Source organism: Ruegeria sp. YTSC199 (assembly GCF_059609725.1).
Genome location: NZ_JBXWMF010000013.1, coordinates 103,667 through 116,080, shown reverse-complemented (window position 1 = coordinate 116,080; position 12,414 = coordinate 103,667). Strand labels below are relative to the sequence as shown.

Here is a 12,414-nt window from a genome sequence, read left to right as displayed (position 1 = left end):
TTAGCTGCTCCTGATCAGTCGGCGAAGAAGAATTCGTCCGGCCGGTGAATGCCGAAATGCGCGCCGGGCTCCCACGCCCACATGGCCTGTTCGGGCACATTGCGGAGGCGGTTCGAGACCACGACCGGCTGAGGCGCGCCGTTCAGGATACCGATGGCGAAAAGCTGATCGGCGTGGATGTTCAGCATCTCGGTCCAGATCGCCTCGCGCTCTTCGTCGGTGGTGGCCACTTCCCAGTCGTGGGCCAATTGCATCAGCCGTTCAGCCTCGGGCATATCGGGCGCTTCGCCCACATCGCCACCCGTTTGGTAATACTGACCCCATTTGGGCCAAGCCAGAAACACCTGATCCGTAGGTGCCAGGTAGGCAGGAGAAGTATGGGTCTGCGGGATACCATCATCCCAGCCGAACCAGACCGAGGCCATGGAGTTGCCCGCGAACACGCGATTGCGCAGGATGTCCCGGTCCAGCGGGCGCATCACCAGATCCACACCGATCTCGCGCCACGTATCTGTAACGATCTGCAGTGCGTTTTCGACCTCTTGCCGTTCACCGGCGGTTTCGATGATTAATTCCATCGGGCGGCCGTCGGGCAGCAGACGGATGCCGTTCTTGTTACGCTCGGTCAGGCCGGCCTCATCCAGCATGGCGTTGGCTTGTTCGATGTCAAACTGGGCCCATGCCTGTGCGTTTTCCTCGCTATAGAACGGGGACGCGGGCAAAACCGACATTGCACCCGGTTGTGCCAGCTTGAAATAAAGCGCCTGATTGATCGTCTTGCGGTCAATGGCCAGCGACAGGGCACGGCGCACGCGCACATCGCGCAGAACCTCGCGCCAGCCTTCATCGGCAAAGTTCAGGTTAGGATAGATCGCGATCTGCGAGGCGACACCGGTCTTCCACAGCCGCGTTGTATAATTCCCGACCTGTTCACCCTTTTTTAGGATCGATGCATCGCGGAATGCCAGGCCACGTCCTTGCAGATCGGTTTCACCGGCGTTGGCCTTGGCAGCAACGAGGCCGGGGGCGACGATTTCCATTTCGACCACGTCGATATAGGGCAGTTGCACGCCATTGCTGTCGATGCGGTGGTAATAGGGGTTTCGGACGAAGTTGTGCCGGATCTTCTTGCCCGAGCTGGCGTTCAGCCAGGGCTGCAGCGTGGGCAGTTCGTGATTGTCGAACTTGTAGAGGTTATCCAGCTTGTTGTGCAACGCTGCCCAGCTTTTGACGCGGGCGTCGCTGACCTGAAAGGCTAGTTCTTCGGTATCTGCGTATTGCTCGTGATATTTCTTCAAAAAGGCAGAGGGTCGGTAAATGAACGGCGGACGCGCCTGAGCCAGCGATTGCAGGAAGTCAGGGTTCGGGTCTTCCCACTCATAAACGACGGTGGTCTCATCCGGGAAGGATACGGTGGGCAGCTTTCCCTCGACGATCAGAAAATCCGGTGGGCCCGAGGGGCTGAGAAGTTCGTTACTCGCCACGTCCTCCCACCAATAGCGGAAATCCTCGGAGGTGAAAGGCGAACCGTCGGACCATTTGTGTCCTTCGCGCAGATGGAGCGTGAATTTGCGATTGCCTTCACTTTCGTAGGAGTCCAGCAGGTCGGGCACCAGTTCGTAATTTTCGTTGAACCCCACCAGCCGGGCATATCCATAGACCACCATCTGGCGGATATCCTTGGACCGGGTGACCATGGTGCGCAGCGTGCCGCCGGGGGTTCCGAACTCGCGCCCTTTGGCGGTCAGATCGACGACCAGCGGCTCGTCGGGAAGACGTTCGGCTACGGGGGGCAGATTGCCTGCGTTTACCTCGGTTGCCCAGAATTCTCCTTCCAGTGGGGTGGGGGTGTCTGCCGTGGCGGGCAGCATCCATGCAGCGGCTAGCGTGGCAGCCAGAAACAGGGGGCGAGTGGTCTTAAACATGGCATCGTACCTTATGGCCGGGCTCCATCTCTACCAGTGAAGGTATCACGGAGTCGGTAAATCGGAAGGCGTCATCCCAACTGTCTGGCGAACCTGCGCCCAAAGCAACCAGTTTCAGGTCGATGGGGCGGTTGATGTCAGGTTCTGGCTGAGCGGCAATCAGCGCCTTGGTGTAGGGGTGGCGGGGATTGTAGAAGAGCGTCTCGGGCGGGGCCTGTTCAACCACCAGCCCCCGGCGCATCACGGCGACCTCGTCGGCGATACGTGCAACGACGGCAAGGTCGTGCGAGATGAAGAAATAGGACAGGTTCAGACTGTCCTGCAGGTTTTCCAGCAGCGTCAGGATTTGTTCCTGAACCGAGACATCCAGCGCCGAGGTCGGTTCGTCGCAAACGATCAGTTGCGGGTCCAGCATCATGGCGCGCGCGATCGACAGGCGCTGTCGCTGACCGCCTGAAAAGGCGTGCGGGTAGCGTTTCAGCATGTCGGCGTTCAGACCGACCCGTTGCAGCATCTCGGCCGCCTTGTCCCGCTGTTCCGATGCCTTGCCGATTTTGTGGATCTCCAGTGGCTCGGTCATCGCGTCCTGAATGCGCATTCGGGGGCTGAGCGAGCTGTAGGGGTCCTGAAACACCATTTGCGCCTTGCGCTGAAAGGCGGTGCGCTGGGCGCGGGTCATATGGTGTACGGTGATCGGGTCCGCATCCGGTGCCGTTCGAAACAGCACCTCACCGCCGGGATCGGGGGGTTCGGCCCCCAACGCGATGCGGGCCGCCGTGGTTTTGCCAGACCCACTTTCACCGACGATGGCCAGCGTCTTGCCGCGCGCAAGGTTCAGATCGACTCCGCGGCAGGCATGGATCAGCTTGTCGCCCTGCCAGCCCTTGCTGGAGCGCATGGTGTAGGTCTTTGACACGCCCTTCATCTGCAGGATCAGGTCCTCGTCGGGCATGGGGATGCCAACGGATTCTTCGTCCGGAATCTCGGGCGCAGCGTTGAACAACTGCTGCGTATAGGGGTGCGCAGGCGCGGTCAGAATGGGGGCGGCTGCGCCTGCCTCCATCACGCGGCCCTTGTGCATGACGACGACCTGTTCCGCCATGTTGGCAACCACACCCAGATCGTGTGTGACAAGGATCAGCGCCATCCCGGTCTCGCGCTGCAATTCCTTGATCAGGCCCAGCACCTGCGCCTGTGTCGTCACGTCAAGTGCGGTGGTTGGCTCATCCGCGATCAGCAGTTCCGGCTTGGACACCATTGCCATCGCAATCATTGCGCGCTGACGCATGCCGCCGGACAATTCAAACGGGTAAGAATCATAAGCCCGCTGCGGATCGGGAAAGCCCACGCGCTCGAACTGGGTCAGCACCTCTTTGCGGGCCTGCGCTTCGGACGCGCCGCGGTGCAGCCAAAGCACCTCGCTGACCTGATTGCCGATCTTGTGCAGGGGCGACAGGGATCGCATCGGTTCCTGAAAGATCATCGAAATCCGGTTGCCGCGAATCCCGCGCATCTGCTTTTCGCTGATCCGGGTCAGATCTTCGGTGCCCTTGGAATCGTTCAGTGTAATCGCACCGCTACGTATCTGAGCGGTGCGCGGCAATATCCTTAACGCCGCTCGGCATGAGATCGTTTTGCCCGATCCGGATTCGCCTACCAAAGCCAGCGTCTGCCCGGCCTCGACATCGAAATTGACGCCTTTGACAACGGGCTCACCCGCGCCAAATCCGATGCTCAAATCGCGGACGGACAACAACGCCGTCATGCGGGTGTTCCACCCGTTGGGCCGTAGGTCGGCATTCGCTTGATCAACTCCCCGTGTTTTTTGTCGCAGTTTCGCGCGGTTGGTGCAGGCTAGTCAAACCCGTTCTTGGGGTGAAATGTCGCGGAATTGTGAAACTGACGCCAATTTGTCTACACAAAGTCTTGAGGATTTGTCATCAAACGTCCTGTCGGCCCCATCTGACAAGTCGACTGATATCAAGGAGAGATTTCCCCGTGCCCGACGATCAAAGCCGACTGGATCTGTTCATTGACCGTATGGTGTCGCAACGTGCCTGCCTGGATTTCGCCATTGCTGAGACGCGCGGCATGTCGGGTCCCGTGTTCGAACTTGGGCTGGGCAATGGGCGCACCTATCATCACATGGCGCAATACGTGAAGAACCGCCCGGTCTATGTGTTCGAACGTGCAGTGGCGTCTCACCCGGATTCGACACCTCCCGAAGATCGCGTGATTCTGGGTGATGTGCGCGAGACATTGCCTGCTGCGCTGGATCGTTTTGGTGCGACCGCCAGCCTGATCCACGCTGACCTTGGCGGGCATAACCGGGAAAAAAACGACGCCTTCGCCCGGTTCGTCTCACCCCTGATCGAGCCGCTGCTGGCCGAGGGCGGGCTGATGGTGTCCAGCGACCGGATGTATTTCGACACGCTGACCGAACTGCCTTTGCCTACAAATGCCGTTGACGGGCGGTGTTTCATCTATCGCCGCTGACCCAAAGGGTTTCCCCATGCTGTTTTATGATTGCTCCACTGCCCCGAACCCGCGCCGTGCCCGCATGTTCATCGCGGAAAAAGGGCTACAGATCGAAGTCCGCGACATCTCGATAGCCAAAGGGGAACAGCTGGGCGACGTGTTCAGGGCGATCAACCCAAACGCAACCCTTCCGGTTCTGGTTACTGATGAAGGCACGGTACTGGCCGAGAACCTTGGTATCGCCGCGTATCTCGAGGCGCGGTTTCCCGAGCCGCCGCTGATGGGGCGCACCCCGGACGAGCAGGGTCTGGTCCTGATGTGGAACAGCATCCTCGAACAACAGGGCGGTATGCCCATTGCCGAGGCGCTGCGCAACGCCCATCCCGCATTCGCCGACCGGGCGATTCCAGGCCCCGAGAATCACGCTCAGATCCCCGAGCTGGCGCAAAGGGGCGAGGCACGGGTCGGGTATTTCTTCGATCTGCTGGAACGGCGACTGGCGGACAGCCCCTATATCGCTGGAGCAGAATTCACTCTGGCCGATATCACCGCCTTTGTATTTGTCGACTTCGCCCGCGTGATCAAAAGACGGATTCCACAGGAAAACTCGGCAACGCTGGCGTGGTTCGAGGCGGTCTCGTCACGGCCCAGCGCACAGCTTTAAAACGGTGAATTCCGGATGCCAACTGCGCGCAGCCAGAACTGTACAGAAATGTCTAGACAGAGGTGAATAGTGCGTCTAGCGTCCTCAGCGTGTCATGCAGGAGAGGGCAGGATGAAATCTCAGTATCGCGTTGTGGTCATCGGGGGTGGCGTTGTGGGCGCCTCGGTTCTGTATCACCTGGCCAAGTTCGGCTGGTCGGATGTGGTGATGCTAGAGCGGCGGCGGTTGGCGTCGGGTTCGTCCTGGCACGCGGCTGGGGGGATTCACGCGCTGAACGCCGACCCAAACATGGCCTCGCTGCAGGCCTATACTATTGATCTGCTGAGCGAGATCGAGAAGGAATCTGGTCAGAATATCGGACTGCACATGACTGGTGGTCTGACATTGGCCGGGACGCCCGAACGGTGGGAATGGCTGCAGGCGAATTACCGCATCTTCCAGTCCATCGGTATCGACGATTGCGAGCTTCTGTCCCCGGAAGAGGCGCAGAGACGCTGTCCGATCATGTCCACCGACGGTGTGCTAGGCGCGATGTGGGCGGATCGCGAGGGCTATATCGACACGACCGGTACGGTGCAGGCCTACGCCACGGCGGCCAAGAAACGTGGCGCGGAATACTATGAAGAAACCAAGGTCGAGGAACTGATCCAGACCGCAGATGGCTGGCAGGTTGTAACCGACCGCGGCACGATCACTTGTGAACATGTGGTCAACGCGGCGGGTCTCTGGGCCAAGCAGGTGGGTCGGATGGCGGGGATTGAGCTTCCGGTTTCTCCGCTGAAACACCACTATCTGATCACCGACACCGTGCCCGAGGTGGCCGAAGCCGAATTCGAGATGCCGATGACCGTGGATCTCGAAGGGTTCACCTATATGCGGCAGGACCAAAAGGGCGTTCTGGTCGGCATTTACGAAGTCGACCACGAGCACTGGGCCATGGACGGCGCGCCGTGGAACTATGGCGAGGAGCTGTTTCAGGAACAGCTCGACCGGATCGAGAATGAGCTGACATTGGGCTTTGAACGCTATCCCTCGATCCAGAACGTGGGCATCAAGACTTGGGTGAACGGTGCATTTACCTTCTCGCCCGATGGTAACCCGCTGGTTGGTCCGGTACCGGGTAAGCCTGGTTATTGGTCGGCCTGTGCGGTGATGGCGGGTTTCCTGCAAGGTGGAGGCGTTGGCAAGACGCTGGCCGAGTGGATGATCCATGGCGAACCCGAAGCCGACGCATGGCCGATGGATGTGGCGCGCTACGGCGATTTTGCCCAGAACAAACGCTATATCCGCGAAACCACCGGGCAGTTCTATTCCCGCCGTTTCGTGATGACTTACCCGAACGAGCAACTGCCTGCCGGACGTCCGCTGAAAATGGCCCCGGCCCATGACGCGATGACCGAGGCCGGATGTAAGTGGGGTGTCAGCTGGGATCTGGAGGTGCCGCTGTACTTCGCGCCGAAGGGTTTCGAGGAAACGCCGACGCTCAAGCGTTCGAACGCGCATGACATCGTGGCCGGGGAATGCAAGGTGATCCGCGAGGGCGTAGGCCTGCTGGATATCTCGGGCTTTTCGCGGTTCGAAGTCAGCGGCCCAAATGCAGAGGTTTGGCTGGACAAAGTGATGGCCTCGAAACTGCCCGCACCGGGCCGCGCCAAGCTTGCGCCGATGTTGGGTGAGAACGGACGGCTCAAGGGCGATCTAACCGTGCTCAACTGGGGCGATGGCACGTGGTGGATCATGGGCAGCTACTACCTGCGCGCCTGGCACATGCGTTGGTTCGATGATCACATGATCGACGGCGTCGACATTCGCGATCTGGGCGAGGAATACTGCGGTTTCGCCGTCGTCGGCCCGAAATCGCAGTCGGTGGTCGAGAAGCTGGCGGAACGGGATATCTCGGGGCTGAAATTCATGGACTGCGGTGATTTCGACATCGGTCTGGTCCGCGCTCGCGTCGCGCGCATGTCGGTGACCGGCGAAAAGGGCTATGAAATCAACTGTCGCTATGGCGATCACATCAAGCTGCGCCGGATGCTATTGGAGGCGGGCGCTGACGAGGGCATCCGCGAGTGCGGTTTCAACGCGATGCTCTCGACGCGGTTGGAAAAGAGCTTTGGTATCTGGTCGGCAGAATTCACTCAGCTCTATACGCCCGGGATGACCGGGATGGACCGTTGGATCGAGTGGGATAAAGAATTCGTCGGCAAGGACGCCGCCTCGGCTGAACGAGAGGGCAACGGCCCTGCGCAGGTTCAGGTGACGCTTGAGGTGGACGCTCTGGACGCAGATGCCAGCGGGTATGAGCCGATTTGGTCGGGCGAAGATCGGGTAGGCTTTGTGACCTCTGGTGGCTATGGGCATTATACCGGCAAGTCGCTGGCAATGGCGCTGGTTAATCGCGACAAGGCCGAACCGGGCACGGAGCTGACCGTGCATGTGGTTGGCGTCGAACGCCCCGCGAGGGTGGTTGAACCGTCCCCATACGACCCGCAGGGCAAGGCGATGAGGGGCTGATGGTGATTTCGCAGACATCCGAACGCGGTCGGCGACGGCGCGGGCGCGGTGTTGACGCCGCGCCGCCGCCCAGTCGCGATGTGAACTACCGTCAACTGATGAACCCGTTCCCGCCGATGGAGTTGTTTTCGGCCGACCAGATTGCGGACATGCACGATACGGCCTTGCGGACGCTTGAGGACCTGGGGGTCAAGGTCCTGCTGCCCGAAGCCCGACGGATTTTTGCTGCGGGTGGCGCACGCGTGGATGAAGGCACCGAAATGGTGTTCGTTGGGCGCGATATAGTCGAGGCCGCCGTCGCCTCGGCCCCTAAGTCGATTGCCTGCCACGCGGGCGCGCGTCGCCGCGATTTCACGCTGGAACTGGGCAGTCTGGTGTTCCAACCGGGGGCCGGGGCACCGAATGCCACCGATCTGGAACGGGGTCGTCGCCCTGCGACCGGGCAGGACTATCTTGAGTTTCTGAAACTCACGCATCATTTCGACGTGTTCCAGATGATCTCGCCTCAGGTCGAGCCGCAGGATGTTCCGACACATCTGCGCCACTACTTCACGACGCAGGCGCAGGTGGAACTGACGGATAAGTTCCCGTTCTTTTTCTCGCGCGGGACGCCGCAGGTGATGGATTGCTTTGAGATGCTCTCCACCGCACGGGGCCTGTCAGATGAAGATTTCCGCGGCAACGCACATTGCTACACAATCATCAACACCAACAGCCCGCGGACGCTGGACATCCCTATGGCACAGGGGCTGGTCGACTTTGCCCGCCATGGGCAGATGTCGATCATTACACCTTTTACCTTGATGGGGGCGATGGCACCTATCACGGTGGCCGGAGCAATCACGCTTTCCCATGCCGAAGCCTTGGCGGCGCTGACGCTGACCCAACTGACCAACCCAGGCGCGCCGGTGTGCTATGGGACCTTCACCAGCAACGTAGACATGAAATCAGGTGCGCCTGCGTTCGGGACGCCCTCGCATTTTCAGGCGTCACTGGCGGCCGGGCAATTGGCCCGGCATCTGGGGCTGCCTTGGCGATCCGCTGCTGGGTCAGCATCGAACATCAATGACGTACAGGCCGCGAATGAAAATCAGTTCGGCCTCTGGGGTTGCCTGATGGCTGGGGCGACAGTGATCATCCACTCGGCCGGGTGGCTCGAGGGCGGGTTGTCAGTGTCCTTCGAAAAGCTGGTCTGCGACGCCGAGGTGCTGAACATGGTCGCCGAACTTTGTGCCGGGGCGCAAGCGGAGGCCGCAGAGATCGGCTTTGACACCGCTCTGCGCGAGGTCCAGCCAAGCGGACACTTCTTTGCAACCAGCCAGACGATGGAACGCTACAACACTGAGTTCTACCAGCCCCACGTGCACGACTATGCCAATTTCGGCACGTGGACCGAGCGCGGTTCGGTTGACGCCAATCATCGGGCAACGGGTGTATGGAAGGCTATTCTGGATGATTTCAAAGCTCCTGCCAGCGATAGCGACCGGCTTGGTGCCTTGCAGGATTTCATCGCGCGCCGTACTGCCGAAGGCGGCGCACCACCGGAGAGTTGAATGAACACCAAACCGATCCTGCACCGCGACGACCCTAAGGCCGAGCCCTTGGTCGGCAACATCAAGGTCACGCGTGACGACTGGCTGAACGTGGCGATGGACGTGCTGATCTCGGACGGGGTGGACCAGATCAAGGTGCTGAGCCTGGCCGAGCGGATGGCAGTTTCGCGGTCTTCCTTCTACTGGTATTTCAAATCACGTCAGGAACTGCTCGACGCTTTGCTGTCCCGCTGGCAGGCCACGAATACGGTGGGTCTGATTGCACAGGCGGAGGCTCCGGCGGAAACCATCACGGCGGCGGTCTGTAATGTGCATCGCTGCGTGGTGAACACTGACCTGTTCGATACGGCGCTGGACTTTGCCGTGCGGGATTGGGCGCGCAAATCGGGCAAGGTACGCCGTTCATTGGATCAATCGGACGCCCGGCGGCTGCATGCTCTGCACGCCATGTTCGTGCGTTTTGGCTATTCTGCGGTCGAGGCCGAAACCCGTGCCCGAGTGCTGTACTACATGCAGATCGGATACGATCTCGCCCAACTGAATGAGCCGATGGAAACCCGACTGCAAATGGTACCGCACTACCTTTACGTTTTCACCGGCGTCGAGCCGCGACCCGAGGAAGTCGAAGAATTCAGCGCCTATTCAAAGCGCTATTGGGAAGGAGACAGAGAATGAGCCAGCCAGACGCAATCATCATCGGTACCGGTGTCATCGGGGCAGCCATCGCGTTCGAAATGGCCAAGGCCGGTTGGAAAACCCTGTCGCTGGACCGCAATTCTCAGGTCGGCCATGGTTCAACTGCGGGGTCCTGCGCGATCATTCGGATGCATTACTCGACCTTTGACGGCACCGCTTTTGCGTGGGAAGGCTATCACTACTGGCGCGATTGGGCTGATTACCTAGGCCTGCCCACGGAGGCCAATCTGGCGCAGTTCCGCGAGACGGGGTGTCTGGTGATGAAAACCGGCGCCAACGGGATGTTGGAAAAACACATGAAGAACAGTGCCGATCTGGATTGCCCATTCGAAGAGTGGTCGGCTCAGAAAATCGCTGAACGCCTGCCTGTCTACTCACTGGACAGTTTCGCGCCGGCGCGTCGCATGGATGACCCGGAATTCGGTCAACCGAACGGGCACAAGATGCAAGGCGGGGTGTATTGGCCTCAGGCAGGCTATGTCACCGATCCGGCTTTGTCGGCGCAGAACCTGATGGATGCCGCGAAACAGCACGGGGCCGAGGTGCGCACCGGGACCGAAGTGGTCAAGATCCTGACCGAAAGCGGGCGCGTGGCAGGGGTCAAGCTGGCCTCGGGCGAAGAGCTCCACGCCAAGGTGGTGGTGAATGTGGCCGGGCCGGGCTCGGCGATCATCAACAAGATGGCGGGCGTACTGGATGACATGACCATCGAAACACGCCCCCTGCGGCAGGAAGTGGTGCACGTCCCTGCGCCCGAGGGGTTCGATTTCGAAAACGACGGCACGATTGTATCGGACAGCGATATCGCCTGTTATTGCCGTCCCGAGCACGGCAACCACATCCTGGTCGGCTCGGAAGACCCGGAATGCGATCCGCATCAGTGGTGCGAGGACGACGTTCAATACAACCACGACTTTACCGATCAATGGACGACGCAGGCCATGCGCTATGCGCAGCGGGTGCCCAGCCTTGGCATCCCCTCCAAGACACGTGGGGTGGTCGACCTGTACGACGCCTCGACCGACTGGATTCCTATCTATGACAAATCCAGCCTGTCGGGGTTTTACATGGCCTGTGGCACCAGCGGTAACCAATACAAGAACGCGCCGATCGTAGGCAAGTTGATGACAGCCCTGATCGACTATTGCGAAGGCGGAGCAGATCACGATGCCCAGCCGCTGCAGTTCGAACTGCCCTATATCAAGCGGATGATCGATGTAGGCTTCTATTCCCGCAAGCGCCCGATCAACAAAGAAAGCAGTTTTTCCGTTCTGGGCTAGCCGGTACGAGAGAACGCTCTAGCTTTCTGGGGACCGCATGGAACGGGGCCCAGCATGACCGAGCCGACGAACCGAGTTCTGATACTGGGCAGCGCCCCAGGCGCAGTGGCTGCTCGGCAGTGGCCGCGCGCTAAATTTACGCACATCGTTGCCATCAACAATGCTTGGCGTATCCGGCCGGATTGGGACGCGCTGATCCATCCTGAGGATTTTCCAGTCCAAAGACGACCAGACAGGATCTGTGACCATCAGCGGGTTGTGACGGCCAGAGATTACGTTCCTGTTCAGAACGGCTTCGGCGGTTTCGTCTATGCCGGTGGTACGATGGCGTTCACTGCAGGGTATTGGGCGCTTGCGGTGTTTCGCCCTGCGGTTCTGGCCTATTTCGGTTGTGACATGATCTATCCCGGAACCGGGAAAACGCATTTCTACGGTGCCGGTACGGCTGATCCGTTGCGTGCGGATGTCACCCTGCGGTCGCTTGAGGCGAAGTCAGCGCGTCTGGCGATGTTCGGCGCAGCACAGGGGTGCCGGGTCGTCAGGCTGTCGCACGGGGAGAGTCGGTTACTGTTCCCGTCCGTGGAACTGGGCACTCTGACAGAGGCAGGTTTGCCCGCCACCGATGCGATGGAAGACGTTCTGAATGCGGAACAAGAGCTGGAATATTTCGTCCCGTCGGGCCGGTATTGGGAAGTCGCGGAAAGATTCGATACCGCGGAACTTGATGCGTTGGATCGACAATGGCTAGAAGCTTACCGGCAGTCCACTGGGGAAATCATGGCCGATCAGGTGGCGAAACTCACCCAAGCCCAGACCATCGCAATATAGGTCAGGTTGTGCATACATTGGTCCAGCCCCGCTGCACGCCAGAACGCGGCCTGCGTTGGTGACAGCTGTTTCTTGTCCGAATAGCTGGCTTTGGCAAAGTCGATATTGAAATGCACGATCCATTCCAGTGCCGCAATGATCAGGATGAATGACCACGGCGCCCCGAACAGTAAAAAAACAATAACGGATCCAACAACATGCACGCCAGCATGCTGCGCACGACCCCAGTGTAAATACACACCACGTCCGGACAACATTTTCGGAGTCTGGAGGAAATAGTCCGCAAACATATGTTTGATCTGCAACAAGCAGAGCATCAATAACACTGCGCCTATACTGGCATTCAAATTGCTCCTCCCGATATCGTCCTGAAGCGAATCTTAGGGGCTAAACAGTTGCGGTGCAAATGAACTTGTTCACACACGGCGGAGATATGACCAAACTGGAAACCATTTGCGTCACGGGCCAGGATTGCT

Annotated in this window: 10 protein-coding genes; 7 read left to right on the top strand and 3 right to left on the bottom strand. The window is 59.7% G+C overall.

The window, feature by feature from the left end:
* Positions 1–14 precede the first annotated feature (14 nt).
* Together AC2FEE_RS14050 and AC2FEE_RS14045 are read right to left on the bottom strand one after the other, a co-directional pair.
* Positions 15–1,925: an ABC transporter substrate-binding protein gene (locus tag AC2FEE_RS14050; RefSeq protein WP_496865942.1), complete on the bottom strand. Its 1,911-nt coding sequence runs from the start codon at positions 1,923–1,925 to the stop codon at positions 15–17.
* The gene (locus AC2FEE_RS14045; protein WP_496865941.1) at positions 1,918–3,690 is read right to left on the bottom strand and encodes an ABC transporter ATP-binding protein; all 1,773 of its coding nucleotides are present in this window, start codon (positions 3,688–3,690) and stop codon (positions 1,918–1,920) included. Before AC2FEE_RS14045 ends, AC2FEE_RS14050 begins: the two co-directional genes overlap by 8 nt.
* Before the next feature lie 233 nt (positions 3,691–3,923).
* Between AC2FEE_RS14045 and AC2FEE_RS14040 the strand changes: the two genes are divergently transcribed.
* The 7 genes from AC2FEE_RS14040 (at position 3,924) to AC2FEE_RS14010 (ending at position 11,938) form a co-directional block, all read left to right on the top strand.
* Entirely contained in the window at positions 3,924–4,421 is a 498-nt protein-coding gene (locus AC2FEE_RS14040; protein WP_496865940.1) for a class I SAM-dependent methyltransferase, read from the top strand.
* A gap of 16 nt (positions 4,422–4,437) precedes the next feature.
* Positions 4,438–5,067, top strand: coding sequence for a glutathione S-transferase (locus AC2FEE_RS14035; RefSeq protein WP_496865939.1), 630 nt, complete (start codon positions 4,438–4,440; stop codon positions 5,065–5,067).
* A gap of 111 nt (positions 5,068–5,178) precedes the next feature.
* Positions 5,179–7,581 carry a GcvT family protein gene (locus AC2FEE_RS14030; RefSeq protein WP_496865938.1) on the top strand — a complete coding sequence of 801 codons (2,403 nt, stop codon included), beginning with the start codon at positions 5,179–5,181 and terminating at the stop codon, positions 7,579–7,581.
* Positions 7,581–9,134, top strand: a complete 1,554-nt coding sequence (locus tag AC2FEE_RS14025; protein ID WP_496865937.1) for a trimethylamine methyltransferase family protein — start codon at positions 7,581–7,583, stop codon at positions 9,132–9,134. Before AC2FEE_RS14030 ends, AC2FEE_RS14025 begins: the two co-directional genes overlap by 1 nt.
* A complete protein-coding gene (locus AC2FEE_RS14020; protein WP_496865936.1) occupies positions 9,135–9,809 on the top strand; it encodes a TetR/AcrR family transcriptional regulator in 675 nt (224 codons plus the stop codon).
* Complete coding sequence (locus AC2FEE_RS14015; protein ID WP_496865935.1) at positions 9,806–11,110, top strand: NAD(P)/FAD-dependent oxidoreductase; 1,305 nt, start codon at positions 9,806–9,808, stop codon at positions 11,108–11,110. Before AC2FEE_RS14020 ends, AC2FEE_RS14015 begins: the two co-directional genes overlap by 4 nt.
* 54 nt (positions 11,111–11,164) lie before the next feature.
* On the top strand, positions 11,165–11,938 hold the full coding sequence (locus tag AC2FEE_RS14010) for a hypothetical protein (protein ID WP_496865934.1): 774 nt from the start codon (positions 11,165–11,167) through the stop codon (positions 11,936–11,938).
* Here the strand turns inward: AC2FEE_RS14010 and AC2FEE_RS14005 are convergent.
* Positions 11,896–12,255, bottom strand: coding sequence for a DUF3307 domain-containing protein (locus tag AC2FEE_RS14005; protein WP_496865933.1), 360 nt, complete (start codon positions 12,253–12,255; stop codon positions 11,896–11,898). The genes AC2FEE_RS14010 and AC2FEE_RS14005 overlap by 43 nt on opposite strands.
* Positions 12,256–12,414: the final 159 nt, after the last annotated feature.

Excerpts from the sequence above, each read along its gene's own strand:
- AC2FEE_RS14045 (WP_496865941.1), bottom strand. The coding sequence starts at position 3,690 with ATGACGGCGTTGTTGTCCGTCCGCGATTTGAGCATCGGATTTGGCGCG.
- AC2FEE_RS14035 (WP_496865939.1), top strand. The coding sequence starts at position 4,438 with ATGCTGTTTTATGATTGCTCCACTGCCCCGAACCCGCGCCGTGCCCGC.
- AC2FEE_RS14050 (WP_496865942.1), bottom strand. The coding sequence starts at position 1,925 with ATGTTTAAGACCACTCGCCCCCTGTTTCTGGCTGCCACGCTAGCCGCT.
- AC2FEE_RS14030 (WP_496865938.1), top strand. The coding sequence starts at position 5,179 with ATGAAATCTCAGTATCGCGTTGTGGTCATCGGGGGTGGCGTTGTGGGC.
- AC2FEE_RS14020 (WP_496865936.1), top strand. The coding sequence starts at position 9,135 with ATGAACACCAAACCGATCCTGCACCGCGACGACCCTAAGGCCGAGCCC.
- AC2FEE_RS14005 (WP_496865933.1), bottom strand. The coding sequence starts at position 12,255 with ATGCTCTGCTTGTTGCAGATCAAACATATGTTTGCGGACTATTTCCTC.
- AC2FEE_RS14010 (WP_496865934.1), top strand. The coding sequence starts at position 11,165 with ATGACCGAGCCGACGAACCGAGTTCTGATACTGGGCAGCGCCCCAGGC.
- AC2FEE_RS14015 (WP_496865935.1), top strand. The coding sequence starts at position 9,806 with ATGAGCCAGCCAGACGCAATCATCATCGGTACCGGTGTCATCGGGGCA.
- AC2FEE_RS14025 (WP_496865937.1), top strand. The coding sequence starts at position 7,581 with ATGGTGATTTCGCAGACATCCGAACGCGGTCGGCGACGGCGCGGGCGC.